Raw genomic sequence first — 25,447 nt, 5'->3', positions numbered from 1 at the left:
GCACGCGCGACAGGAGCCAGACATGTCATTCGAATCATCGGGCGCGATCGACGGCGACACGCGCTGGGTCGCCATCGTCGCGGACCCGGTCTCACAGGTGCAGTCGCCGCAACTGTTCAACGCGCATTTCGCGCGGCACGGTATTCATGCCGTGCTGGTGCCGGCCCATGTCCATCCGGACGAACTCGGCGTGGCGCTCGACGGCCTGCGGGCGATCCGCAATCTGGCCGGCGTGGTGGTAACCGTGCCGCACAAGATCGAGGCCGCTCGCTGGGTCGCGCAATTGACGCCACGCGCCCGCGCCATCGGCTCGATCAATTGCCTCCGGCGGACCGGCGACGGCGGCTGGGAAGGCGACAACTTCGATGGAGAGGGCTTCGTCGCCGGGCTCGCCGCGCAGCGCCACGAGGTCGCCGGGACGCGCGCGCTGCTGGTTGGCGCGGCGGGCGGCACGGGCATCGCGCTGGCCGATGCGCTGGCGCAGCGCGGCGCGGCTGAGATCGATTTGTTCGATATCCGAAGCGATGCGGCGGATGCGCTGGCGCGCCGTCTGGCCGAGCGCTATCCGCAGGTTGCGTTCGCGGTGGGCGAGCCGGTGGCCGACGCGGCGCATCGGCTGGTGATCAACGCCTCGCCGGTCGGCATGCGCGCCGGGGATGGCGTGCCGATCGACCTGTCGGCCGCGGCGCCCGACACGCTCGTCGCGGATCTGATCATGAAACCGGCGCGCACGCCGTTGCTCGCCGCCGCCGAGGCGCGCGGCCTGCGCACGCATGCGGGGCGGCATTTGCTAGAACAGGCGGTGGCGCCGATGGCCGACTGGCTCGGCTTGATCGCGCGCGAGGCCGCCTGAGTTCACCCGAAGCCGGCGCGACCGGACACGTTTCACACCAGGACATATCAAGAGGACAAGAGGAGACATGCAATGAAGGAAGTCAGCTATCGATGGAAGATCTGCCTGCTGCTGTTCGCGGCGATGACGATCAATTATCTCGACCGGCAGGTGCTCGGGATTCTGAAGCCGGATCTGGCGCTGCGTTTCAACTGGAGCGAGACGCAATACAGCCACGTGGTGGTGGTGTTCGCGATGAGCTACGGCGTCGGCATGTTGCTGGTCGGCAAGCTGATCGACCGGATCGGCGTCAAGCGCGGTTATGGCTTGTCCGTGCTGGTGTGGAGCGTCGCGTCGTGCGCGCATGCGCTGGTCACCACCACCGTGGGCTTCGCCTGGGTGCGCGCGTTGCTCGGCCTGTCCGAATCGGGCAGCTTTCCGTCGGCGGTCAAGGCGGTGTCGGAGTGGTTCCCGCGCAGGGAGCAGGCGCTCGCGGTGGGCATCGTGACGGCCGGCACCAGCATCGGCGCGGTCGCGGCCCCGGCGCTGGTGCCGTGGCTCGCGGTGGCTTACGGGTGGCAGGCGGCGTTCGTGATCACCGGCCTGACCGGCTTCGTCTGGCTGGCGTTCTGGCAGTTTCGCTACGCGTCGCCCGGCACGCATCCGAAGGTCGGCGCGCGCGAGCTGGCGCTGATCGGCGCCGATCGTGCCGCCGCCGGCCAGCCGGCTCCGCAGGCGGGTTGGGGCGAACTGTTCCGGCTGCGCGAAACGTGGACGATCTTCATCGGCAAGGGGCTGACCGATCCGATCTGGTGGTTCCTGCTGTTCTGGCTGCCGTCGTATTTCAGCGAGCGCTTTCATCTCGACCTGCGCAATCTCGGCCTGCCGCTCGTGATCGTGTATGTCTCGACGTCGATCGGCAGCATTGCCGGCGGCTGGCTGTCGTCCATGCTGATCGCGCGCGGCTGGCCGATCGGCAAGGCGCGGCCGTTCACCATGCTGTGCCTGGCGTTGCTGGTGGTGCCGATGGTGTTCGCGCCGTGGATCGACAACATGTGGGTGATGGTCGGGCTGTTGAGCTTGTCGGTCGCGGCTCACCAGGGCTGGTCCGCCAACATGTTCACGCTGGCCTCCGACATGTTCCCGAAGGAGCAGGTCGCCTCCGTTACCGGCATCGGCGGCCTCGGCAGCGCGATCGGCGCATCGATCTTTCCGCTGTTCGTGGGCGCCTTGCTCGATCACTTCCGGCTGCTCGGCAATATCAACGGCGGTTACAACGTGCTGTTCACGATCTGCGGCCTGGCCTATGTCGTGACGTGGGTGCTGATGCGCTTTATCCGGCCGTCCCGCACGCGCGCCACGGCCGGCGAATCGCAGGCGGTCGGCGCATGAGCGCGCCGCACGACATGGGCGGTGCGGGCGCGCTCCCGGCTGCCACGACGCGCCGCCCGGTGGCGGTCGTGACGGGCGCGCGGCGCGGCATCGGCCGCAGCGTGGTGCTCGCGCTGGCCCGGGCGGGTTTCGATATCGCGGCGACCGATGCGGCGGCGTCCGACGAACTCGATGCGACCTGCGCGGCGGCCCGCGCCGCCGGTGCGCGATGCAAGCCATGGGTGTCCGATCTCGCGGCCATCGAGGCGCACGACGCGTTGCTCGCGGCCGTCGAGCAGCAGCTCGGCCCGATCGACTGCCTCGTCAACAACGCCGGCGTGTCGGTGCTGTCGCGCGGTGATCTGCTCGACGTGACGCCGGCCAGCTACGACCGTTGCGCCGGCATCAATACGCGCGGCACGTTCTTCCTGATGCAGGCGTTCGGCCGGCGTATTGCGGCGGCGGCAGCCGCGCAGGGCGGCGCGGCGAGCGCGCCCCCGAGCCGTTCGATCGTCACGATCACGTCGTCGAATGCCGTGGCGGCGTCGGTGGCGCGCGGCGAGTACTGCGTGTCGAAGGCGGGGCTGTCGATGGCGACCACGCTGTTCTCGCTGCGCCTGGCCGAGTACGGCGTGGCCGTGTACGAAATCCAGCCCGGCCTGATCGCCACGGAAATGACGGCACCGTCGAGCGCGCGCTACGACACGCTGCTCGACGGCGGCGGCACGGCGATCCGCCGCTGGGGCACGCCGGATGAAGTGGCGCGGGTGGTGGCCACCTGCGCCACCGGCGGCCTGCCCTATAGCGCCGGCCAGGCGATTCGCGTCGATGGCGGGCTTCTCGTTCAAAAATTCTGAATCCGATCATGCATATCAAGCTTCCCGGCCGCTCCGGCGGCATCGACACCTACACCGTGCGCGGCACGCCGCTGCCCGTCGTGGCGCCGTCCGCGCCGTTCAACCGGATCGCCTATTCGGCCGCCCACGTGGTGGCCGATCCGCTCGCGAGCGGCGAACTGAACGAGCCGGCCGCCATCGACTGGGCGCGCACGCTCGACTACCGGCGCTACCTGATCGGGCAGGGGCTAGGCATTGCCGAGGCGATGGACACCGCGCAGCGCGGCATGGGGCTGTCGTGGCCGCTGTCGCTCGAGTTGATCGCGCGTACGCTCGACGCCACGCGCGACCTGCCCGGCGCGCGTGTGGCGTCCGGCTGCGGCACCGACCATCTCGATCCGGGCGCGGCGCGCGACTGCGACGACGTGGTGCGCGCCTACGCCGAGCAGATCGAGGCCGTGCAGCGTGTGGGCGGCCGCATCATCCTGATGGCGAGCCGCGCGCTGGCCCGCGTCGCGACCTCGCCGGACGATTACGTGCGCGTCTACGCCAAGGTGCTGTCGATGTGCGACCAGCCGGTGATCCTGCATTGGCTCGGCGAGGCGTTCGATCCCGCGCTGGCCGGTTACTGGGGGCATGACGGTTTCGCCGAGGCGGCGGACGTGTGCGCGTCGATCATCGAGGCGCACGCCGGCCGGATCGACGGCATCAAGATCTCGTTGCTCGACGCCGGCAAGGAGATCGCATTCCGGCGTCGCTTGCCGGCCTCGGTGCGGATGTACACCGGTGACGATTTCCATTACCCGGAGCTGATTGCCGGCGACGAGGCGGGTTATTCGCATGCGCTGCTCGGCGTGTTCGATGCGATCGCGCCGGCCGCCTCGCAGGCGCTGGCGGCGCTTGCCGCCGGGCAGCTCGATCGCTATCACGCGTTGCTCGCGCCGACGGTGCCGCTGTCGCGGCACATCTTTCGCGCGCCCACCCAGTTCTATAAAACCGGCGTGGTGTTTCTCGCCTATCTGAACGGCTTCCAGCCTCATGCCTACATGCTCGGCGGCCATCACGGCATGCGTCCGCCGCGCTATCTGGCCGACGTGTTCCGGCTGGCCGATCAGGCGAACCTGCTGCGGGACCCCGAACTGGCCGTCGACCGCATGCGCGGCACGATGGCGACGTTCGGGATCGCATGACGATGCGCGCGGGCGGGGCGACCCTGCAGCCCTTGACGCTCGATCGTTGCTCGATCAATACGGCCACGCTGGGGCACCGCGAGCCGCTTGCCGTGACGATCGATCGGATCGCGCGCGCGGGCTTCGGCGGCATCGCGCCCTGGCGGCATGAGCTCGACGCCGCGCACGCCCCGGCCATCGCGGCCCAGATTCGTGCGCTGGGCCTGGTGGTGACCGGCTATTGCCGCTCGACGTACTTTCCCGCCGCCACCGAAGCCGAGCGGCGCGCGAACATCGAGGCGAACCGGCGCGCGCTGGATCAGGCCGCGTTGCTGGAGGCTCATTGCTTCGTGCTGGTGGTGGGCGGCCTGGGCGAGACGGGGCGGGACCTGGCCGGCGCACGATCGCAAGTGCGCGACGGCATCGCCAGCCTGCTCGATCACGCGCAACAGGCGGGCGTGCCGCTCGCGATCGAGCCGTTGCATCCGATGTATGCGGCCGACAGGTCGGTGGTCAACACGCTCGCGCAGGCGCTGTCGATCTGCCGGGAACTGGAGCCGGAAGGGGCGCGCTGGCTGGGCGTCGCGGCCGACATCTATCACTGCTGGTGGGACCCGATGCTGGAGGCCTCGATCGACGAAGCGGGGGCGGCGGGGCGCTTGCTGGCGTTCCACCTGAGCGATTGGCTGCGCGACACGCGCGACATGCTGCTGGACCGCGGCATGATGGGCGACGGCGTGGTCGATCTGGCAGGAATCCGGCGCCACGTCGAGGCGGCCGGTTATCGGGGGCTCGCCGAAGTGGAAATCTTCTCTCGCGACCGATGGTGGCGGCAGGCGCCCGACGACGTGCTGCGGCGATGTGCCGATGCGCTCGTCAGCGTGTGCTGACTGACTGGCACGATCGATTCGGCCCCGACCGGTGTGAGTCTGGCGACGTGGTTCGCCAGATCCGCTACGATGCACACGCTCCGCCGTCACGCATCGATCCATCGTCGCCGAATCCCATGTCCCTCGCATCCGTGGTGCTGCATCAGGTCCTTCCGGTCGCCGCCGTCGCGATGGTGGTGATCGGCTGCCTCTCGCTCCTGCTGTATCAGCTTCGGACCGGCGTCCCGCCGCTGTCGTCGAGCGCGCGGGCGGCCGAGGATGTGGTCGCGCTGCTCAGGCAAGCCGGTCTGGCCGACGGCGCCGTGGTGTACGAACTCGGTTCCGGATGGGGTTCCCTGGCGATCGCGCTGGCCAACGCATTTCCCCATGCCGAGATTCGCGGGATCGAGATTTCGCCGTTGCCGTATTGGGTGTCGCGGGTTCGTGCCCGGAACCTGACGAACCTGACGTTTCGGCGTGCCAACTTTCTCGAATGCGATCTGACCGAGGCGCACGCGGTGACGTGCTATCTGATGATCAAGCCGATGCGGGCGATCGCCGAGCTGCTCGATCGGAGCGTCAGGCCGGGCACGCCGGTGGTGTCGCTGTCGTTCTGGTTTCGTGACCGGCAGGTGGCGACATCGTTGCAGCGCGCCGGCCCGCTCAGTTCGTCGGCGCTGTATTACTGGCCCGCGCGACGCGAAGCCGCGGCGGGCGAGCCGGCCCAGAGGCTTTGATACAAAAGTTATTGGCGGCCCGTGATCGAGTCGTGCCGCGTGGCTCTCGAACCGCCGCACAGGCGCATGCGCAGCGTGCCGCAGCCCGATCGTCGATCATTTCAGGCCGCCCATCTTCGGGCGAATGCTTGCCCGGTGAGCACCGCAGTTCGAAATAAATTCCCGGCCTCGCGCCGTTCGCCGCGAACAAGCGGTGTATGATGGGTCACGTTTCCAGGCCACACCTTCCCTCCCGGCCGATTTGCCCCGACGTGCGTTACCTTCACTCGGGGCTCTTTCGTCGATTGTTCGACGTCCTATCTATCGAAAATTCCGAATCCGCTCCATTCGGAACATCCTTCTCACTTCACGGCATTGGTTACTGCTGTTCGCCAGGAGGCGATCATGAGCATGCATTGGTATCGCGGGTTTGAAATCTATCCGCTGGTTTACCCCCATACGGCGTCGTCGCCGGGTTCCGGGCGCAATTACGACGATGGCTTTTCCGCCGCCGTCAAAATCTGCCGGTACGGCCCCGTTGCGACCTACAGCGACACGTTCAAGCTGCACGAGACGCTGCCGTTCACGACCGCAGGCGAAGCGCGCCGCGCGTCGCTCAAGTTTGCGGAAGGTGTCATCGATAAAAATGGCGGTGAAAATTGGATGTTGGCATGAGTGTGGTTCGTTCCCTCCCGCGCGCTCGCGCTGCATCGCTGAAACGCAACGCTTCCATGCGGGGGCGCCATGACTAAAGTCGTGCTCAAGGTCGACGAACCGATCGAAGTGGCGCTGCGTCGGTTTCGAAGGGAAATCCAGAGAACGGGTTTGATTCAGGAGCTTCGGGATCGCTGCGCGTACGAGAAGCCGACCACGGAACGCAAGCGCAAATCCGCCAGCGCGGTGTCCCGGCAACGGGCTCGAATCAAGCGTGCCATGCCGCCTCGGAAGCTGTATTGAGGAGCGGAATATGGAAGTGACGCACCTTGCAGGCAGGACGTGTTTCGCAATGACAGGTTGCGAGGTGGACTTCAATCAGGACACCCACATGTTGACCCTGCTGCCGACCTACTATGCGTTCGGCTGCGAGTATTCCAACCGCGGATTCACGCTCGGTCGGGAGGATGCGTTCAAGCTGATTGCCGCGATCGAAAAGGCAATGAGCACCACGCCCGATCCGCAAAGCAAGCCGAGCCCGTCCGGCTGATTGGTGTCGCGAATCGTCTACCTTCCTGGAGGTGACCACCATGTCGCAGCGTCGAGGCGATCTGTTGGACGGACTACATGAGGCGCGTGCCCTGGCCGGGCACACCGAGCAATGCGTGAGACGGATTCTCGCGTGTGCTTCGCTGCATGACGAGCAGCGTCTGAAAATGGACGCCGTTCTCGATCAGACGATCGAGCAGCAATGGCTGCTGGGTCAGTGCGTCAGGCGGATCAACGACGTGGATGAGGCAGATTACGAGGCCGAGTCGGATACGTCGATCACGCCAGTGGGTGCCTGCGTGGCCGATCAAAAGGGTGCTACCGCCTTGCACAGTTTGCATTGCGCAATGCGTCGGGAAGTCGATATCTACGCCGGCTTGATCGAAACGGCCGAAGGCACCGGCTTGTTCGAAACCAAATGGGTGTGCGAGCGCATCTTGTTGAAAAAAACGACCGTGATTGAATGGCTGGCGGCAGCAGGTCGCCTTGAAACGCCTTCACGGTCACGATGAAGAAATCGATATGAACTATCGCCCTGCCGGAAAGCGTGCGTTCATGAGATATGTCGGCCTGTTGTACTTCCTCGTCATTGCTCAGTTGGCCGCGAAGCAAAAATTGAACATGTGGTTGTCCATTACCCAGCTCGTGGAATTGTTGCGGGAATGGATTGCCCATCAAGGCATGAAATGCGACTGGCGTGATCGAATCTGTTTGATCCACGCATCGTTCCATGTCGCGCATGCCATGCATGCCGCGTATGGTCCGACGTTTGTCGTGTCGTTCCTGTCGACGCGTACGGCGTTCGACGTGCTTCCTGCCGATGCTCGGGAGAACCAGATTCTCCTCAGAGAGGCATGCTCGCGATATCTGAAACACCACGTCCAGATCTAGACTCACTCACTGCACGATGTATTGCCCCCAGTGCGGATAGGCAAGGAAGAAGGCTTCTTCGAGCTGGGCGGTGTACAGAATGGGCAAGCTTGCATCGCTTGCTCCCGAGATCATGAACTCCGGCATGTCTCGTAGAAACATGCCTCGGGTGGCGATCCATTCGGACACGTCGTGATGCAGCGCCGTCAGTGCCGCGCGTGGAATGCTGAATCGGTGTTGAGCCATGGCGACCTCGCGATATTGTGGGTCGGCGTGGTGGCAGATGCGGCGATCCGGGGTGAACGTTCAACAGCAGAACTTTCAGCATACAGCAAAATACCGGCTTGATCGGAGCGGGGAAAGGCCCGTGCGTGTTGCGGCCGCAACGGGCTTCTCTGCGGTGAAACACATCGTTACGGCTGATACACGGCCCGCTCAATTGACGTCGATATCCACTTCGCGCTCGAAGCGTCCGGTTGCCGTCGCCACGACGTAACGCACGCGATCGCGGCCGTGGAAATTGGCATTGGCCTGGTAGTAGATCTGAGTGCCGTAGATTTTTCCGTCTGGGCAGGCGCGCGCGGCTTGCGGGTCCGGCCCGATGAACTGGCCGGCTCGCACGTCGACGCTGCCGTGCTGCGACGTCTCGATCACTTCCACGGCCGGTGTGCCGCCGCTCGTCTTGCACATGTCGTCGAGGTCGGCATGTGCTGCCACCAGGGTCGGGGCGTCGCCGGTAACGCCGCGTCGCACGGCCGGCAGGATCGCGGCATTGCGTGCGTAATCGAAGGGCTGCGCGGCACCGTCGTTGCGGCTGGTGATTGGGCCCGTGGCTGCGATATTGCGTGCGGAATCGACGAGCTGTGCCGTGCCATCGTTGCGGTCGGTGATTCGGCCGGTGACGCCGAGTTGCGTGGCCGGCGGGATCGCGGTATCGGGTGATGAATCGACGGGCTGCGCGGTGCCGTCGTTGCGATCGGTGATGGTGATGCTGCGGGGGTACTTGAAGCCGGCGCCCGTTCCCAGGTCGACAGCCAGCCCGATCAGGCCGCCGATTGCGATATTGCCGAATATCCAGCCGTCCAGGTGCGACTTGGTCGAGGCACTCGCGGCCGTCGCATCGGGTTTCGTGCACGACACCTGCAAACGGCTCATGGAGCGATGCACGACGACGGAACCCGGTGTCGTCGCATACCAGATGCCCTTTGCGTTTTCGAGCTTGCAGGTGGCGCCGGCAATGTCCTGGCCATCGCTCGAACGCATCGTCACGGACACCGGTTGATGGACGCCGTCTACCACGGCGGCGCATCCCGCCGTGAGCAGCGCCACGATCGACACGCCGCACCCCATCCCCAGTCTGGCCTGCTTATTCATTCTTGTCGGTTCTCTTTTCGGATATCGCGTCACATTATTCTGCATCGCGAAGTAAATAATCTTCGTGATTCACTTCGTGCATCTCGGACACGGTTGTTTTATCGACGTTTGCGGGATTATCTTGAGCGAATCGAGCGGCAATCGTTTTTGTTTTGATGGCCGTTATTTTCTTGAAAGAAAATAGGCCGTCGAATAATCGACGGCCTATTTTTTTAAAACGTTTGCGGTTGCGGTGTCGCGTTCAAAACCCCACTTCCCGCTGCAACACCGCCGCCACGAATCGCACGCCGCTGCCGAGATAGCTCTCCCGCCCGGCCCCCAACTGGGCCGTGCCCGGCACTTCGCGCCCGAGCCCCGGCTTGCCGTCGCAGCCGGCGAAGCGCACCTGCCAGGTGGCCTGCAACGGCACGATCTGATGCGTCTTCGGATCCTGCTCGGCCGGAATCGGCCCGCCGTAGGTGCTGGCCACGGTCGGCTCGTCGAGCGTGGCCACGTTGACCTTGTCGATCGCCTCGATCCGGCAGCGGCGCGCGGCCAGTTCGGGCAGGTTGGCGACGAACGTCGCCGTCTGCCCGGCTTGCAGCCGCGTCACGTCGTGCTCGTCGACGTACGCGTCGCCCTTCACGGCGCCAGGCGCCACGATGTCGTACAGCCGCTCGCCGCGCGGCAGCCAGGTGCCGGCCGCCTGTGCGTCGTCGTTGGCCTGCACGGTGCCGTCGAACGGCGCGCGAATCGTCAGTTGCGCGATCTCCGCGCGCAAGCCTTCCACCGTCTGCCGCGTCGAATCCCAGTGCTTCACGAGCGCGGTGCCTTGCTGCTGCAAACGGTCGTCGAACGATTGCTGGTCGACTTCCCAGTGCAACCGCGCTTCCTCGGCCGTCGCGGCGGCCAGTTTCGCTTCCAGATCGGGCGAGACGAGCACGGCCAGCGTCTCGCCGGCCTTCACGCGCTGCCCGTCGCGGGCGGGCGGGGGCGTCTCGGCCAGATAGCCGGGCTCGACGGTGTACAGCCCCTGCGCACGCTCGGGCGCCAGCACGGCGGGCGCGCTCACGCCGGCATGCCACGGCAGCACGAAGAACGCCACCAGCGCGACGCCGATCAAGGCGCTGCGCCGCGTTTCGCGGCACCAGCGCAGTTCGTCGCGGCGCTGCCAGCTGTGCTGCGCCTCGCGCCACACGGGCCGCGCGATGAACCAGCCGAACTCGATGCAGAACAGCAGCATGCCGAGCACCTTGAAGAACGCGTGGTAGATCACCAGCGCGATCGACATGAACACGACCAGCCGATACAGCCAGGTGGCGAACGAGAAGCCGATCAGGAAGCGCCGCCGCTGCGCGCTGCACGGCTCGGGCTGCGGATCGCCGAACCCGAACAGCCGTTCGCGCATCCACCAGCGGCCGATCGCGAACGCGCGGTCGTGCAGGTTCGGCATGTCGAGCCAGTCGGACAGCAGGAAATAGCCGTCGAAACGCATGAACGGGCTGGCGTTGATGCCGAGCGTGGCTACCCAGGTGGTGGTGGCGAGCAGGAACGCGCCGGCGCGCAGCGGCCCGTCGGGCAACAGGCTCCACGCGAGCGTCGCGAACGCGGCGAGCGCCAGTTCGCTGAGCATGCCGGCCGCGCCGATCCGCAGCCGTTCGCGGCGATCCTGCACCTTCCACGCCTCGGTGGTGTCGGTGTAGAGCACCGGCACCATCACCAGCAGCGCCACGCCCATGGTCGGCACGCGGCAGCCGTTGCGCTGCGCGGTGTAGGCGTGCCCGAACTCGTGCAGCACCTTGGCGAAGCCGAGCGCGATGCCCACCCCGACCAGCCCGCGCCAGTCGGCGTAACCGTGGAAGGTATGCAGGAATTCGTCCCAGCGCCGCGACACGAGAAACAGCCCGAGCAGCGCGACGGCGGCCACGCCGTACCAGAACGCGGGCTTGAACGCGAACGCCACGTAGCGCGCGGTGGCGCGCAGGAACGGCATCGGATGCCACAGCGGAATCCGGATCATCAGGTAATGCTTGAGCAGCCACATCGCGCGCGACACATGATGCGCGGCTTCGTGCTGTTCGAGGCGGGCGGTGTCGGCCGCGCTGGCGCTGACCAGCAGGTTCTGCTGGCGCAGCATGCGCAGCAGCGCTTCCAGATCGTCGAGCGAGACGGTCAGCGTGGTATCGCGGTTGACGGCTTCGACGATCGCGTGCGGATCGTCGAGCGGCCAGCGCGACAGCAGTTCGAACGCGGGCCAGCCGATCTGGAAGAAGCGGTTGGCGGCGGGGTCGTGCAGCATCCAGGTGGGCGAACCCTCGGGCGTGGCGGCGCCGGGCGAGAGCGTCAGTTCCTGGCGCAGCGGAGGAAGTCGGGACATGGTACGGATTCCCGACTTACCAGCCGAGCCACTGGCGAGCCAGCGTCAACGGACGGCGCAGCACGTAATAGATCGCCGGCACCCACGGCCCGCGGATCCGCGCGGTGCCCATCGCGCCGAGCGGCGCATGGGCGTCGCCGGCGTCGAGGGTGGCGCGCACGCGATAGGCGAGCACGCCGTCGGGCGTCGGCTCGGCGCGCCAGGCCACCGAGTCGATGCGCGCGTCGTAGCTCGACAGCGGCGAGCTCTTCGGATACAGCGTGAGCACGGTGCCCGGCTTGATGTCGATGTTGTCGGCCACCGGCAGCCACGCGGTCACTTCCACGTGGTCGGGGTCGGCCAGCACGAGGATCTTCTCGCCGACGGCGACGGCCTTGCCGGTCCATTCGTTCGGATCGCTGAAGATCGCCACGCCGGCGCGCTGCGCGCTGACGCTCACGCGCGCGAGCTGGCGCGCGGTGTAGTCGAGTTCGACGCGGCTCTGATCGAGCTTGCCCTGGCGCTCGGCCATGTCGAGGCGGGTCTTGTCGTCGGTCACGGCAAGCTGGGCGGTCTGGCGGAATTCTTCCTGCGCGGTATCGAAATCCTTGCGCGCCACGGCGTAGCGCGATTGCAGCGTGGTGGCGTCGAGGCCGAGCAGCGGCGTGCCTTTCTCTACCGGCTGGTTCGGCCGCACGTAGAGATGATCGATCACGCCGTCGAGCGGCGCGCGCACCACGAACGGATCTTTCGGCGTGACCTCGGCCGGCGCGAGCACCGTGAGCCGCACCGGGATCACGCACAGCACGGCCAGGCCGATCAGCACGCGGCGCTGCTGGCGGCCGGGCTTGAGCACGACGCGCGCGCGTTCGCGCCAGGTGGCGCGCGGGGCGAACGATTCGAAGGCATGCGCCCAGACCTGGCCGAGCTCGGTCAGCAGGGCGGTGTCGGTGGCGGTCCAGGCGTCGTCGCGTGCGAACACCACGCCGCCCACGGCGCGGCCGCCGCGGTCGGTCAGCGGCAGCCAGGCGCCATGCGCCGGCCACCACGCACTCCATTCGTCGGCCACGTGCTGCGCATCGGCCTGCAGATCGGCGGCAGTGAAGGTGCGCACGCGCGGGCGCGCGGGCAGCACGGGCGCGCCCGCGCCTTCCACGCGGGCGCCGGCGGCTTCGGGCGGCGCGCTCTGCAGGCCGCGCGCGAGCGCCTTGCACAACTGGCCGAGCCACTGCACGTAGGGCGCGTTCGGGTCGCTTTGCGGCAAGCCCGAGACGGCGGCGACATGACCGGGCGTGTCGCCGCGCCACCAGGCGGCCTGCCGATACGGCACCAGCGCCAGCGTCTCGTTGACGATCGTGAAGCCGAGCGTGGTCTCGGTCGCCGCGGCGCGCGTGCGCGCCGACAATTGCCAGAGCAGCGCGAGCTGCTGGCCGTCGATGCGAACCTGCGCCGCATCGTCCGCCATCCGTGTTGCCGTCATGCCGTCACCGCGCGAAAGTAGCCCAGCCGCTCATCCCGGGCAGCAGTTCCGGCGCGCCCGAATCGAGCGCGGCGGTCACGTCCACCGTCTGCGTGACGGGATCGACGCGTGCGCCGATCCGCGCCACCTTGGCAGGGTAGGTCTTGCCGACTTCGTCCACCTGCACGCTCAGTGCGTGGCCCGGCTTGAGCCAGGCCAGCCACTTCGACGGCACGATCATCTTCAGTTCGAGATGGCTGGTGTCGACGATCGTCAGCAGCGGCTTGCCCGGTTCGGCGAACTGCTGCGGCGAGGCGCTGCGCTTGGAGACGCGGCCGTCGAACGGCGCGGCGATCGCGCACTTGCGCACGGTGGCCGACATGTAGGCCACGTCGGCGGCGCTGGCCTTCTGCTTGGCCTGCGCCTGCTGCACTTCGAGCTGGCCGATCGAATGCAGCGCGAGCAGCTTGCGGTTGGTGTCGAGCAGGTCGCGCGCGCCGTCGGCATCGGCCTGGGCCTTGTGCAATTGCGCGTTGTACAGCGAGCAGTCGAGCGTGACGAGCGTCTGCCCGGCGCGGAACGCATCGCCGTCGCGGAACGGCAGCGAGGCGATCTTCGCGGAGATTTCGCTCGACACGTCCACCTGGTCGCGCGAGACGAGCTGGATGCGGATGCGCGAATCGGCGTTGCCGGCGGCGGGGGCCGCCGGCGCTGCGGGTGCGGAAACCGGCGCGGCAACCGGCGCGGGGGCCGGCTGCGCGGGCGGCGCCGCCAGGACGAACTGTGATGCCGCGAGCAGCGCGGCTGCGCCGGCTGCCCGGTAGTGCCGGAACTGCGTCATTTCTGTACGGCTCCTGCGTCGAGCGCGGCGGCTGCGGTGAGCGTCGGGCCCGGTTTGGCCGGCACGGCGGCGGCCAGGTCGCCGCCTTGCGCCATCACGTCCCAGCGTTGCTGGGCTTCGACGATCGATTTCTGGATCGAGGCGAGATCCTGGCCGTTCAGCTTGTCGCTGACCGGGTCGAGGCCGAGCGTCGCGAGCATCTGGCCGTAGGCGCTTTCGAGTTCGCCGTAGCTCTGATACAGGCGCAGCTCCGACATCATCGCCTGCGTGGCGATGCGGATTTCCTCGAGCTTGCCCTGCGCGTTGGCGACGGTGGCGTTGTGCGTGTGTTCGAGGATCTGGCCGTCGACATCGTTCATCTGCTTGAACAGATCGAACTGGCGCGTCTTGGCGGCCAGTTCGCTGCGCGCGACGTGCACCTGCGTGAGCACCGCCATGTTCAGCGCCATGCGCTGCATCTTGGCCACGTCGAGCTGGGCCTGGGCCGTGCCGCGGATGTTGCGCACGTTCAGCAGGTTCAGCAGGTTCCAGCTCACGCTGATGCCGGCCGCGCGCCATGCGTTGTAGACGAGGAAGCTGTTGCTGTCGTAGTGCGCGCCGAGGCTGAACTCGATCCCCGGCAGCAGCTTGGCCATCGCCTTGTGGGTTTCGTTGACGCTGATGCGCTCGTTGTAGCTGGCTTCGACCAGTTCCGGGCGGCGTTGCAGCGCCACGTCTTCCATCTTCGGCATGGCCATGTCGAAGGTCGGCACCTTGAAATCGTTGCCGGCGGCCAGCGTGAAGTCCTTGCCCGGCTCCAGGTTCATCAGCGAGGCCAGACGCGGCTTGGCTTCCTCCAACTGGTCGCGCACGGCTTCGAGCTGGCGCATCAGGTCGAGCAGCGCGTGCTGGTAGTTCAGCGTCTCGATCGGCGAGCGCAGGCCTTGCGCCTGCGTCTTGCGCGAATCGTCGAGCGCCGAGCCGGCCTGGTCGAGCAGCGGGCCGATGCGGTCATGCAGGCGCTGCGCGCCGGCCGCTTGCCAATAGGCCTCGCGCACCTGCTGCATCATCAGTTGCACGACCTTGCGGCGGCGCTGTTCGAGCACCAGCACGCGGTCGGCCTGTTCCTTGGCCTCGAAGTAGCTGACGCCGAAATCGAGGATGTTCCAGGACAGGTTCAGGTCGGCCGTGCGGCTGTTCTTGTCGGTCGAGTACGACGGAATCAACGACTGGTCGCGCGTGTACAGACCTTCGGACGACGAAGCGAGTTCGTGGTTGCGGTTCGTGTAGCCGGCCGCAGCGGTCAGCTTCGGCAGCAGGTCGAAGTTCGACAGGTCGAGCTGACGCTGGGCCAGCGCCTCTTCCATCATCTTCAGGCGATGGTCGAGGTTGTAGCGGATCGCACGGGCCATCGCCTCGTCGAGCGTGATCGGGCCGTTCACCGCCTGCTGGTTCGAGAACATCGCCACGCGGTCGGTGCGGGCCGTGTCGGCGCGCTCGGCATCGGTGAACGGGGCCGGCTTGATGGCACAGCCGGACAGCCAGACGACGGCGAGGGCGGCCGCGAGCAGGGCGGGACGCGGTGCGCGTCCCCGGAGCGTCTTGTTTTTCACGTCGGCGGGTCTCTTCGAAAAATGGGCGAGTGGATTGGCGAAAGCGGTTTTCATGAGCGGCGTTCCCCGTTGATGGCGGCGGCTTGACGGTCGGTCGACACGGTGTCCTGGTGCGTGACGTGCAGCGAAGCGAGTGCATTCGCGAACTGCGCGGCGAGCGATGCCTTGGCGGCCGGCAGCGCGGCATGCGGAGCGGCCGGAGGGTGGGCCGGCTGATGGGCCGGGCCATGCGCGGGGGCCTTGGCGGCCGCGCCGTGCGCGTCGAGACGCATCACGACTTCGCGGCGCACCAGGTTGCCGGCGGCGTCGTGCTGGATCAGCGTCACGCGCACTTCGTGCACGCCGGCCGGCGGCGTGCCGCTCAGCACGCCGGTGGCGGCGTCGTAGTGCAGCCAGGCCGGCAGCGGCGCGCCGTTGGCGAGCGTGACGGCGGTGTCGTCCGGGTTCGGCGCGGCGGCGGCGTTCGGCGCATGCAGCAGCGGCTTGACGTTGAGCGCGAAGCCCTGGCCTGACTGATGCAGCGGGTGGACATCCACGGCCGGCAGCAGGTGCGCGGCCGACGGCGTGGCGTCGAGGCTGGCCGGCACGAGCGAATCGAGCGGCTGGACGAAGGTGTCGCCGAGCGAGTTCGAGCGCGCGTCGTGGGTGGCGAACGTGAAGGTCTGGCGCGGCGTGATGGCGCCGACGTCGCGGCCGAGGCCGTTGGCGTCCGCGTTGAACGCGTCGAGCACGATCAACCCGTTCGACACGCCGTCGGAGCTGCCGAGCGTGTTGGCGGCGAGCAGCGGCGCGGCGCGCAGCAGGTCGGTGGTGACGGCCCTGCCACGCTCGAGCGTCTTCACGGCCGGCGTCAGCACCCACTGCGGCAGGATCGCCGTGCCGACCTGGGCCGGCACGCCGACGATCTGCAGCGTGCGCGTGAGCGGGGCGCTGCTCTTGGTGCCGTCGCTGATCGAGAACACGATGGTGCGCGTGCCGTCGGCGCGCTCGGCCTGCGTGTCGGTGTAGCCGACCGCGGTGAGCGCGGCCTGCCATTGCGCGACGGTGGCCGTGCCGCTGGCCGAGACCAGCGTGAGCGTGCCGGTGGCGGCGTTGAAGCTGGCCTGGATGTCGCCGGTGGCCGCGCTCGGCACGAAGCTCAGCACGTCGTGGCGAGCGTCGAAGCTGCCGCCGAACGACACCGTGGCGCTGGTCGGCGGGCTGCCGTTACGGTCCGTCAGCGTGATGCCGGTGCCGACCGCGACCGTCGAGGTGGTCTTGCCGTCGGCGGTGTAGCTCAGTTGCGTGTCGTCGGCGCCGAGCACCGGCGTCTGGTGCGTGGCCGTGACCGTCACCGTGCGCGTGATCGGCGCGCTGGTCTTGACGCCGTCGTTCACGGAGACGATCACCGTGCGCGCCGCCGTGTTCGGCGTGACGGCCGTATCGGTGTAGGTGACCGAACGCAGCGCGGCCTGCCATTGCGCGAGCGTGGCGGTCGAGCCGGCCGAACTCAGCGTGAGCGTGCCGGTGGTGGCGTCGTACGAAGCGGTGATGTTGCCCATCGTCGCGCCGTCGTTGGCGAACGCGAGCACATCCTCCGTGGCGCGGAAGCCCGCGCCGATCTGCACGGTGGCCGAGGCCAGCGTGGCGTTGTCGCGGTCCGTCAGCGTGATGCCGCTGGCGATCGCCACCGGCGTGGACACCACGTTGTCGCCGGACACGAAGGCCACCGAGCCGGTGCTGCCCGGCGTCGCGACCGGCGTCTGGTCCACGTCGGTCACGGTCACGGTGCGCGAGATCGCGGCGCTCGACTTCGCGCCGTCGTTCACGCTGAAGCTGATGCTGCGCGTGGCGGCGGCCGGCGTGACGGCGGTGTCGGTGTAGGTGACCGAACGCAGCGCGGCCTGCCATTGCGCCAGCGAGGCGAGCGAACCGGCCGAACTCAGCGTGAGCGTGCCGGTGGCGGCGTTGTACGAGGCGGTGATGTTGCCCATCGTGGCGCCGTCGTTGGTGAACGCCAGCACGTCCTCGCCGGCCGCGAAGCCCGCGCCGATCTGCACGGTGGCCGAGGCGAACGTGGAGTTGTCGCGGTCGGACAGCGTGATGCCGTTGTCGATCACCACCGGCGTGGAGGCGACGTTGTCGCCGGCCGTGAACGCGGCCGAACCGGTGCTGGTCGAGCCGATCAGCGGCGTCTGGTCCGTGTCGGCCACGGTCACCGTGCGCACGTACGGCGCGCTGGTCTTCACGCCGTCGTTGACCGAGAAGATCAGCGTGCGTGCGGCGGTGGCCGGCGTGACGGCGGTGTCGGTGTAGGTGACCGAACGCAGCGCGGCCTGCCATTGCGCGACCGATGCCAGCGAGCCGGCCGAGGTCAGCGTGAGCGTGCCGGTGGCGGCGTTGTACGAGGCGGTGATGTTGCCCATCGTGGCGCCGTCGTTGGTGAACGACAGCACGTCCTCGCCGGCATGGAAGCCGCTGCCGATCTGCACGGTGGCCGAGGCGAACGTGGAGTTGTCGCGGTCGGACAGCGTGATGCCGTTGTCGATCGTCACCGGCGTGGAGGTGGCGTTGTCGCCGGCCACGAACGTGGCCGAGCCGGTGCTGCCCGAGCCGATCAGCGGCGTCTGGTCGACATCCGCCACGGTCACGGTGCGCGTCAGGACGGCGCTCGACTTGGCGCCGTCGTTGACCGAGAAGCCGATGGTGCGGGTGGCGGTGTCGGGCGTGACGGCGGTATCGGTGTAGGTGACCGAACGCAGCGCGGCCTGGAATTGCGCCAGCGTGGCGGTGTTGCCGGCCGAACTCAGCGTGAGCGTGCCGGTGGCGGCGTCGTACGAGGCGGTGATGTTGCCCATCGTGGCGCCGTCGTTGGTGAACGCGAGCACGTCCTCGCCGGCATGGAAGCCCGCGCCGATCTGCACGGTGGCGGAGGCCAGCGTGGCGTTGTCGAGGTCGTTCAGCCCGATGCCGTTGTCGATCACCACCGGCGTGGAGGTGACGTTGTCGCCGGCCGTGAAGGCGGCCGAGCCGGTGCTCGACGAGCCGATCAGCGGCGTCTGGTCGGTGTCGGTGATGGACACGTCGCGCGAGTAGACGGCGCTGGCCTTGGTGCCGTCGCTGACCGTGAAGCCGATGGTGCGCGTGGCCGAGTCGGGCGTGACGGCGGTATCGGTGTAGGTCACCGAACGCAGTGCGGCCTGCCACTGCGCGAGCGTGGCGCTGCCGGTGGCCGAGCTCAACGTGAGCGTGCCGGTGGCGGCGTTGTACGAAGCCGTGATGTTGCCCATCGTGGCGCCGTCGTTGGTGAACGACAGCACGTCCTCGCCGGCATGGAAGCCGCTGCCGATCTGCACGGTGGCCGAGGCCAGCGTGGCGTTGTCGAGATCGGACAGCGTGATGCCCTTGTCGATCGCGATCGGCGTGGACGTGGCGTTGTCGGCGGACACGAACGAGGCCGAACCGGTGCTCGACGAGCCGACGATCGGCGTCTGGTCGGTATCGGCCACCGTGACGTTGCGCGACAGCGCGGTGCTCGTCTTGGTGCCGTCGTTGACCGTGAAGCTGATGGTGCGGGTGGCGGTGTCGGGCGTGACGGCGGTGTCGGTGTAGGTGACCGAGCGCAGCGCGGCCTGCCATTGCGCGAGCGTGGCGCTGGCACCCGCCGAGCTCAGCCTGAGCGTGCCGGTGGCGGCGTCGTAGCTGGCGCTGATGTTGCCCATCGTGCCGTTGTTGATGAAGCCGAGCACGTCCTCGCCGGCGTGGAAGCCCGCGCCGATCTGGAACGTCGCCGAGGCCAGCGTGCCGTTGTCGAGGTCGCTGACCACGATGCCGCCGTCGATCGCCACCGGCGTGGAGGCGACGTTGTCGCCGGCCACGAAGGCGGCCGAGCCGGTGCTGCCGGTCGAGAGGATCGGCGTCTGGTCGGTACCGGAGATGGAAACGTCGCGCGAGTAGGTGGCGCTGGTCTTGGTGCCGTCGCTGACCGTGAAGTCAATGGTGCGGGTGGCGGTGTTCGGCGTGACGGCGGTATCGGTGTAGGTGACCGATTGCAGCGCGGCCTGCCATTGCGCGATCGTGGCCGTCGCGCCGACCGAGGTCAGCGTCAGCGTGCCGGTGGCGGCGTTGTACGAGGCCGCGATGTTGCCCTTCGAGCCGTCGTTGATGAACGACAGCACGTCCTCGCCGGCATGGAAGCCGCTGCCGATCTGCACGGTGGCGGAGGCCAGCGTGGTGTTGTCGAGATCGGACAGCGCGATGCCGTTGTCGATCGCGACCGGTGTGGACGGCGCGTTGTCGGCGGACACGAAGGTGGCCGAGCCGATGCTGGACGAGCCGACGATCGGCGTCTGGTCGGTATCGGCCACCGTGACGTTGCGCGACAGCGCGGTGCTGGCCTTGACGCCGTCGTTGACCGTGAAGCTGATGGTGCGCGTCGTGGTATCCGGCGTGATGGCCGTATCGGTATAGGTGACCGAACGCAGCGCGGCCTGCCATTGCGCGAGCGTGGCGAACGCGCCGACCGAGGTCAGCGTGAGCGTGCCGGTGGCGGCGTTGTAAGAAGCCGTGATGTTGCCCATCGTCGCGCCGTCGTTGATGAAACCGAGCACGTCCTCGCCGGCGTGGAAGCCCGCGCCGATCTGGAACGTCGCCGAGGCCAGCGTGCCGTTGTCGAGGTCGCTCACCACGATGCCGTTGTCGATGACCACCGGCGTGGAGCCGACGTTGTCGCCGGCCACGAAGGCGACCGAGCCGGTGCTGCCGGTCGAGAGGATCGGCGTCTGGTCGGTGTCGGCCACCGTCACGTCGCGCGAATACGCGGTGCTGGTCTTGACGCCGTCGTTGACCGTGAAGCTGATGGTGCGCGTCGTGGTGTCGGGCGTGACCGCCGTGTCGGTGTAGGTGACGGCGTTCAGCGCGGCCTGCCATTGCGCGAGCGTGGCGGTGGCGCTGGCCGAGGTCAGCGTGAGCGTGCCGTGCGCCGCGTCGTACGAGGCCGTGATGTTGCCCATCGTGAGGCCGTCATTGGTGAAGCCGAGCACGTCCTCGCCGGCGCGGAAGCCCGTGCCGACCTGCACGGTGGCCGAGGCCAGCGTGGTGCTGTCCAGATCGGACAGCGAGATGCCGTTGTCGATCACGACCGGCGTGGAGGTCGCGTTGTCGGCGGCCACAAATGCGGCCGAGCCGACGCTGCCGGTGCTGATGATCGGCGTCTGGTCGGTATCGGCCACCGTGATGGTGCGCGTGAGCGTGTTGCTGGTCTGCGCGCCGGCGCTGAGCGTGATGTCGACGCTGCGGGTGGACGTGGTCGGCGTGATCGCCGTGTCGGTATAGGTCACCGCATGCAGCGCGGCCTGCCACTGCGCGAGGGTGGCCGTGCCGCTCGACGACGTCATCACCAGCACGCCGGTCAGCGCGTTGAAGGTGCCAGTGATGTCCCCCATCGTGATGCCGTCGTTGGTGAAGTTGAGCACATCCTCGCCGGAATGCAGGTTGCCCGTGATCGCGACGATCGCGGTGTCCACCACGTCGCCGAGCGGATCGGCCACCGTCAGGTTCGGATCGATCGCCACCGGCGTGGAGGCGCTGTTGTCGCCGGCCACGAAGCTGGCGCTGCCGGTGCTGGTGGTGGCCAGCGCCGGGGCGGAGCTGATCACGTCGATCGAATAGGTGGCGGGCGTGCTGGTCTTCACGCCGTCGCTGACCGTGATCGAGATCGCGCGCGCGCCCAGCGGCGCGTTGCTGCCGGTCTGGAACTGCAGGTTGTCGAGCACGCTCTGCCATTGCGCGAGCGTGCCGCCGGTGGAGGTGATCGTCAGCGTGCCGGTGGCCGGGTTGTAGCTCGGGCTGATGCCGTTGGTCGGCACCGAGCCCAGGCCGCTGAAGGCCAGGATGTCGCCGCTCTGGAAGCCCGAGGTGATCCGCACCGTGATCGTCAGCGAGACCAGCGCCGAGGGGCTGCCGACGTTGAGGTCGGTCAGCGAGATGCTGCTGTCGATGTTGCTGGCCGAGTTGCCCGGCAGATAGTTCTGGCTGGTGGTGGAACCCGAGGTCAGGACCGGCGTCTGGTGGGTGGCCACCACGGTGATCGACTTGGTCTCGTTCGCGCTGAGCTTGGTGCCGTCGCTGACCGCGAACGAAATCGTACGGGTGGCGCTGGTCGGCGTGACGGCCGTATCGGTATAGGTGACCGAGCGCAGCGCGGCGGTCCACTGCGCGGTGGTCGAGGCGCCGGCCGAAGTCAGCGTGAGCACGCCGGTGCCGGCGTTGAAGCTGGCGGTGATGTCGCCGAACGAACCGCTGCCGAGCGCGAGCACGTCCTCGCCCTGCTGGTAGTTGCCGGTGACGGCCACGGTGGCCGAGGCCATCGTGGCGCTGTCGCTGTCGCTCAGCGTGAGGCCGGTATCCACGGCCACCGGCGTCGAGGCGGTGTTGTCGCCCGAGGTGAAGGTGGTGTTGCCGCCGCTGGTGGCGAGCAGCGGGGTCTGGTCGGTCAGCGCCACGTCCACCGTGCGGGTCCAGGCGGTGCTGGTCTTGGTGCCGTCGCTGGTCACAAAGCTGATCACGCGCGGCGTGGTGCTCGGCACCGCCGAGAAGTTCTGGAACTGGATCGAACGCAGTGCCGCCTGCCATTGCGCGAGCGTGGCGTTGGCGCCCGCCGAGGTCAGCGTCAGTACGCCGTTCGAATAGGTGCCGCTGATGTTGCCCATCGTGGACGGATTGGCCACGAACTGCAGCACGTCGCCGGAGGCGCTGTCATAACTCCCGATCGAGACGGTGGCCGATGCCAGCGTGGTGTTGTCGCGGTCGGACACCACGATGCCGTTGTCCACCGTGACCGGCGTGGAATTGGTGTTGTCGCCCTGGGTCAGCGTGACGGTGCCGCTGGAGCCGGTGATCAGCGGCGTCTGGTCGGTGTCGGTCACGGTCACCGTGCTGGTCACCGCGGTGCTGGTCTTGGTGCCGTCGCTGACGGTGAACGAAACGGTGCGCGAGGCGTTCGACGGCGTGATTGCGCTCGACGTGAAGGCGATCGAGCGCATCGCGGCCTGCCATTGCGCGAGCGTGGCGGTGGACCCGGTCAGGGTCAGCGTGCCGTTCGAATACGCGCCGCTGATATCGCCGTAAAGCGTGGCGTTGGCGGTGAACTGCAGGGAATCGGTGGCCTGGTAGTTGCCGCTGATGGTGATGGTGCCCGTGCGAATCGGGCCGCCGTCCGCATCGGCCACGGTGATCGAGCTGTTGACCACCACCGGCGTGGAGGTGGTGTTGTCGGCGGCCGTGAAGCCGACCGTATTGCCGCCGCTGCCGAGGATCGGCGTCTGGTCGGTGTCGGTCACGGTCAGCGTGCGGGTGACCACCGGGCTGACGTCGGTGCCGTCGAAGATCTGGAAGGTCAGGGTGCGCGTGGCGTTCGACGGCACGACCAGGTCGCTGGTGAACGTGACGGAGCGCATCGCGGCCTGGAACTGCGCGAGCGTGGCCGTGCCGCTGGCCGAGGTCAGCGTCAGCAGGCCGGTGCTGGTGTCGTAGGTGGCGCTGATGTCGCCCATCGTCGCCGGATTGTTGCTGAAAAACAACTGATCGTGACCGACCTGGAAGTTGCCGGTGATGTGGATCGTGGCCTGGTCCAGCGTGCTGCTGGCGCCGTCGCTGATCACGATGCCGGGATCCACCGCCACCGGCGTCGAGGCCGTGTTGTCGCCGGTCACGAACGAGGCCGAGCCGCTGTCGGGGGTGACCGTCGGGCCGGCCGAGACATTGACCGTGTTATGCAGCGCGGTGCTGTCCTTGGTACCGTCGTTGATCGTGAACGAGACGTCGCGCTGGGCGGTGGAGCTGCTCGTGGTCGAAAACGTGATCGAATCGAGTGCGGTTTGCCATTGCGCGAGCGTGACGCCGGTGCCCGAGGTCAGGTGCAGCACGCCGCCGCTGTAGCTCGCGGAAATGCCGTTCTGTGCCTGGAAGTTGAGGATGTCGCCCGATGCGTAGCCGCTGTCGATCGTGATGGTGGCGCTGCGGAACGTGGTGTTGTCGGCATCGCTGACGCGAACGCTGGAACCGACCGCGGCGGCGCTCGAACCGACGAGGTAGCTGTAGCTGGCCGAGCCGCTGTTGGTGAGCACCGGCGACTGGTCGGTGGCCGTGACCGTCACGTTGCGGGTGGCGGTGTTGCTGGTGAAGGCGCCGTCGTTGAACGAGAACGACACCGTGCGCGTCGTGGTGTTGAGGTTCGGCGAGGTCAGCGAGCTGGAGTAGGTCACCGACTCGAGCGCGGCCTGCCATTGCGCGATGGTCGCGGTGCCGGCGCCGGTGGAGAGCGTGAGCGTGCCGGTGGTCGCGTTATAGGTGCCGGTGATACCGTTCTGCGCCGTGAAGCCGAGCACGTCACCGGTCTGGAAATTGGTGATCGAGATGGTGGCCGTCTTGGCCGTGGACGAACCGCCGTCGCTGAGCGTCAGGCCCGCGTCGACGGCCACCGGCGTGCCGCCCGTGCCGGCACCGTTGTCGGCCGAGCTCCAGGGCGTGCTGGTGGGCGAGGTGCTGGTGGTGACGGTCGGGCCGGTATCGGTATAGAACAGGTTGTTGAGTTGAACCTCGAAGCTGCCCGAATCGTTCTTGTCGATCAGCGAAAACGACACGATATTGTTGAACGCGCTGCCGAGCTGGGACTGCACCGCGCCGTCGAAGCCGCCCACGGCGGCCGTGGCGAGCTGGATCTGCGCGCTCGACGTGCCGTTGGCGTAGTGCGCCTGAATGAACAGGTCGCCGTTGAACGAACTCAGCTCGAATTGCTGAAGGTTGAACGTATGGCCGTTGCCGAGCGAGATGGTCACGTTGCTCATCGCCGACCCGCCATCGTCATTGATGCTGAGTACGCCGTCGTCCGGCCCGGTGCTCAGATCGCTGCCGCTGCTGCCGTTCGGGGCATTGGACGGGTTGTAGGCAAGCGTGTTGGCGGCCTGGTCGAGCGTGTAGACAATGCCGTCGAGCGTGAACTGCGACGAGTCGGTCGCCTTGAATTGGTCCTGGGCCGCCTGGTCGTAGTACTCGTGCCCCGGCGTGTTGGTGTCGAACAGCAGTTCGTTGAACTGCGCCTGCGCGCTCGCCGATTCGATCAGAGCCGAATGCACGTCGCCAACCTGGTATTCGAGCGTCCAGTTGCCGCCGAGTGCGGCGGCGCCCGTCGGGTCGGTCGAGGCCGCCACGTTCAGGTGGGTGATCGCGGCGATCTGCTGGATCAGCGCCTGACCGTCGGCCTGCTGGGCGACGTCGCAGCCGTAGATCAGGAAATCGCCGCCCGGGTTCATCGCCGCGCTGATCTGGGCCAGTTCCGCGCTGTAGGTCGCCAGGCTGGCATTGGTGATCTGGGTCGAGCCGACCTCGAACACGGCGTCGTTGCCGTGCGAGATCAGGGCGATCGAATCCACGCCCTTGTGCGTTTGCAGATATTGCGCGATCTGGGCGAGGCCGTCGGAATTGGCGTCGAGCACCACGTATTGCGTGCCCGCCGGCAGCCCGTCGATCAGCGTCTGGTAGTTGTCGACGTTCGAATTGATGAACACCACCTGGGTTTGCTGGGTCGACGGCATCTCGGTGCTGATGTCGTTCTTGACCGCACGCGTGTCCTGCGTGGGGGTGTCCGTGGTGCCGGCCGAGCCGGTGGTGCTGGAGGCCGGATCGCTGGTGGAGCGCGCCGCGCTGCGCACGGGCTTGTCCACCGGGGCGCTCGAGGCCGACGCGCTGTTTGCGCTGTTGGCCGCCGCGACCTCCGTATGGGTTTCGGTGCTGCGGTGCGTTTCCGCCTGCGCGTGTTCATGCGCGTGCGGCTGGGCGGCAATCGCCGCCACGGAGGCGTCGTACACGACGCGCGGTTCGAGCGCGAGCAACAGGGGAGAGGCCGCGACCCGCGGCGTGGGCCGGCCGGCGTCCTGATTCTGACGCGCCAGCCATTGCTTGATGATCTTCATGACGGTGACTCTCCTCTGTGCGGCGCCCGG

18 protein-coding genes are annotated in these 25,447 nt (G+C 67.7%); 11 read left to right on the top strand and 7 right to left on the bottom strand.

Annotation, left to right across the window (positions count from 1 at the left end; genetic code table 11):
* Positions 1-22 precede the first annotated feature (22 nt).
* The 11 genes from AB4850_RS08325 to AB4850_RS08275 all read left to right on the top strand — a co-directional run bounded on the left by AB4850_RS08325 (position 23) and on the right by AB4850_RS08275 (position 7,887).
* On the top strand, positions 23-853 hold the full coding sequence (locus AB4850_RS08325; protein ID WP_414439348.1) for a shikimate dehydrogenase family protein: 831 nt from the start codon (positions 23-25) through the stop codon (positions 851-853).
* 72 nt (positions 854-925) lie between these two features.
* Positions 926-2,224 (top strand): MFS transporter, encoded by a 1,299-nt coding sequence (locus tag AB4850_RS08320; protein ID WP_414439347.1) that lies wholly within the window; start codon positions 926-928, stop codon positions 2,222-2,224.
* Positions 2,221-3,060 carry a 3-ketoacyl-ACP reductase gene (locus AB4850_RS08315; RefSeq protein WP_414439346.1) on the top strand — a complete coding sequence of 280 codons (840 nt, stop codon included), beginning with the start codon at positions 2,221-2,223 and terminating at the stop codon, positions 3,058-3,060. The genes AB4850_RS08320 and AB4850_RS08315 overlap by 4 nt, the downstream gene beginning before the upstream one ends.
* A gap of 8 nt (positions 3,061-3,068) precedes the next feature.
* A complete protein-coding gene (locus AB4850_RS08310; protein ID WP_414439345.1) occupies positions 3,069-4,229 on the top strand; it encodes a dihydrodipicolinate synthase family protein in 1,161 nt (386 codons plus the stop codon).
* The gene (locus AB4850_RS08305; protein ID WP_414439344.1) at positions 4,226-5,098 is read left to right on the top strand and encodes a sugar phosphate isomerase/epimerase family protein; all 873 of its coding nucleotides are present in this window, start codon (positions 4,226-4,228) and stop codon (positions 5,096-5,098) included. Before AB4850_RS08310 ends, AB4850_RS08305 begins: the two co-directional genes overlap by 4 nt.
* Before the next feature lie 116 nt (positions 5,099-5,214).
* Positions 5,215-5,814 carry an SAM-dependent methyltransferase gene (locus AB4850_RS08300; RefSeq protein ID WP_414439343.1) on the top strand — a complete coding sequence of 200 codons (600 nt, stop codon included), beginning with the start codon at positions 5,215-5,217 and terminating at the stop codon, positions 5,812-5,814.
* Between the two features lie 384 nt (positions 5,815-6,198).
* Positions 6,199-6,468 (top strand): hypothetical protein, encoded by a 270-nt coding sequence (locus AB4850_RS08295; RefSeq protein WP_414439342.1) that lies wholly within the window; start codon positions 6,199-6,201, stop codon positions 6,466-6,468.
* A 69-nt stretch (positions 6,469-6,537) separates the two neighbouring features.
* Positions 6,538-6,750, top strand: a complete 213-nt coding sequence (rpsU, locus tag AB4850_RS08290; protein ID WP_414439341.1) for a 30S ribosomal protein S21 — start codon at positions 6,538-6,540, stop codon at positions 6,748-6,750.
* 10 nt (positions 6,751-6,760) lie between these two features.
* A complete protein-coding gene (locus tag AB4850_RS08285) occupies positions 6,761-6,997 on the top strand; it encodes a hypothetical protein (protein WP_414439340.1) in 237 nt (78 codons plus the stop codon).
* A gap of 40 nt (positions 6,998-7,037) precedes the next feature.
* Positions 7,038-7,508, top strand: a complete 471-nt coding sequence (locus tag AB4850_RS08280) for a hypothetical protein (protein ID WP_414439339.1) — start codon at positions 7,038-7,040, stop codon at positions 7,506-7,508.
* Entirely contained in the window at positions 7,483-7,887 is a 405-nt protein-coding gene (locus tag AB4850_RS08275; RefSeq protein WP_414439338.1) for a hypothetical protein, read from the top strand. The genes AB4850_RS08280 and AB4850_RS08275 overlap by 26 nt, the downstream gene beginning before the upstream one ends.
* Positions 7,888-7,893: 6 nt before the next feature.
* Here AB4850_RS08275 and AB4850_RS08270 read toward each other — a convergent pair whose 3' ends face one another.
* The 7 genes from AB4850_RS08270 to AB4850_RS08240 form a co-directional block, all read right to left on the bottom strand.
* Positions 7,894-8,112, bottom strand: a complete 219-nt coding sequence (locus tag AB4850_RS08270) for a hypothetical protein (protein WP_414439337.1) — start codon at positions 8,110-8,112, stop codon at positions 7,894-7,896.
* Between the two features lie 189 nt (positions 8,113-8,301).
* On the bottom strand, positions 8,302-9,240 hold the full coding sequence (locus tag AB4850_RS08265; RefSeq protein WP_414439336.1) for a hypothetical protein: 939 nt from the start codon (positions 9,238-9,240) through the stop codon (positions 8,302-8,304).
* A gap of 241 nt (positions 9,241-9,481) precedes the next feature.
* Entirely contained in the window at positions 9,482-11,596 is a 2,115-nt protein-coding gene (locus tag AB4850_RS08260) for an HlyD family efflux transporter periplasmic adaptor subunit (protein WP_414439335.1), read from the bottom strand.
* 16 nt (positions 11,597-11,612) lie between these two features.
* Positions 11,613-13,055: an efflux RND transporter periplasmic adaptor subunit gene (locus AB4850_RS08255; protein ID WP_414439334.1), complete on the bottom strand. Its 1,443-nt coding sequence runs from the start codon at positions 13,053-13,055 to the stop codon at positions 11,613-11,615.
* Between the two features lie 4 nt (positions 13,056-13,059).
* Positions 13,060-13,875, bottom strand: coding sequence for an efflux RND transporter periplasmic adaptor subunit (locus tag AB4850_RS08250; protein ID WP_414439333.1), 816 nt, complete (start codon positions 13,873-13,875; stop codon positions 13,060-13,062).
* Positions 13,872-15,521: a TolC family protein gene (locus AB4850_RS08245; RefSeq protein WP_414439332.1), complete on the bottom strand. Its 1,650-nt coding sequence runs from the start codon at positions 15,519-15,521 to the stop codon at positions 13,872-13,874. The genes AB4850_RS08250 and AB4850_RS08245 overlap by 4 nt, the downstream gene beginning before the upstream one ends.
* Entirely contained in the window at positions 15,518-25,417 is a 9,900-nt protein-coding gene (locus tag AB4850_RS08240) for a DUF4347 domain-containing protein (RefSeq protein WP_414439331.1), read from the bottom strand. Before AB4850_RS08240 ends, AB4850_RS08245 begins: the two co-directional genes overlap by 4 nt.
* Positions 25,418-25,447 lie beyond the last annotated feature (30 nt).

The sequence above is a fragment of the Burkholderia sp. 22PA0106 genome (assembly GCF_047497155.1).
Taxonomy (GTDB): Bacteria; Pseudomonadota; Gammaproteobacteria; order Burkholderiales; family Burkholderiaceae; genus Burkholderia.
The sequence above is the reverse complement of the archived record's forward strand: the minus strand, read 5'-3'. Positions and strand labels throughout refer to the sequence as shown.

What these genes read in the sequence shown, in the direction of transcription:
- AB4850_RS08325 (WP_414439348.1), top strand. Translation starts at nt 23, where the DNA reads ATGTCATTCGAATCATCGGGCGCGATCGACGGCGACACGCGCTGGGTC.
- AB4850_RS08320 (WP_414439347.1), top strand. Translation starts at nt 926, where the DNA reads ATGAAGGAAGTCAGCTATCGATGGAAGATCTGCCTGCTGCTGTTCGCG.
- AB4850_RS08315 (WP_414439346.1), top strand. Translation starts at nt 2,221, where the DNA reads ATGAGCGCGCCGCACGACATGGGCGGTGCGGGCGCGCTCCCGGCTGCC.
- AB4850_RS08310 (WP_414439345.1), top strand. Translation starts at nt 3,069, where the DNA reads ATGCATATCAAGCTTCCCGGCCGCTCCGGCGGCATCGACACCTACACC.
- AB4850_RS08305 (WP_414439344.1), top strand. Translation starts at nt 4,226, where the DNA reads ATGACGATGCGCGCGGGCGGGGCGACCCTGCAGCCCTTGACGCTCGAT.
- AB4850_RS08300 (WP_414439343.1), top strand. Translation starts at nt 5,215, where the DNA reads ATGTCCCTCGCATCCGTGGTGCTGCATCAGGTCCTTCCGGTCGCCGCC.
- AB4850_RS08295 (WP_414439342.1), top strand. Translation starts at nt 6,199, where the DNA reads ATGAGCATGCATTGGTATCGCGGGTTTGAAATCTATCCGCTGGTTTAC.
- rpsU (WP_414439341.1), top strand. Translation starts at nt 6,538, where the DNA reads ATGACTAAAGTCGTGCTCAAGGTCGACGAACCGATCGAAGTGGCGCTG.
- AB4850_RS08285 (WP_414439340.1), top strand. Translation starts at nt 6,761, where the DNA reads ATGGAAGTGACGCACCTTGCAGGCAGGACGTGTTTCGCAATGACAGGT.
- AB4850_RS08280 (WP_414439339.1), top strand. Translation starts at nt 7,038, where the DNA reads ATGTCGCAGCGTCGAGGCGATCTGTTGGACGGACTACATGAGGCGCGT.
- AB4850_RS08270 (WP_414439337.1), bottom strand. Translation starts at nt 8,112, where the DNA reads ATGGCTCAACACCGATTCAGCATTCCACGCGCGGCACTGACGGCGCTG.
- AB4850_RS08265 (WP_414439336.1), bottom strand. Translation starts at nt 9,240, where the DNA reads ATGAATAAGCAGGCCAGACTGGGGATGGGGTGCGGCGTGTCGATCGTG.
- AB4850_RS08260 (WP_414439335.1), bottom strand. Translation starts at nt 11,596, where the DNA reads ATGTCCCGACTTCCTCCGCTGCGCCAGGAACTGACGCTCTCGCCCGGC.
- AB4850_RS08255 (WP_414439334.1), bottom strand. Translation starts at nt 13,055, where the DNA reads ATGACGGCAACACGGATGGCGGACGATGCGGCGCAGGTTCGCATCGAC.
- AB4850_RS08250 (WP_414439333.1), bottom strand. Translation starts at nt 13,875, where the DNA reads ATGACGCAGTTCCGGCACTACCGGGCAGCCGGCGCAGCCGCGCTGCTC.
- AB4850_RS08245 (WP_414439332.1), bottom strand. Translation starts at nt 15,521, where the DNA reads ATGAAAACCGCTTTCGCCAATCCACTCGCCCATTTTTCGAAGAGACCC.
- AB4850_RS08240 (WP_414439331.1), bottom strand. Translation starts at nt 25,417, where the DNA reads ATGAAGATCATCAAGCAATGGCTGGCGCGTCAGAATCAGGACGCCGGC.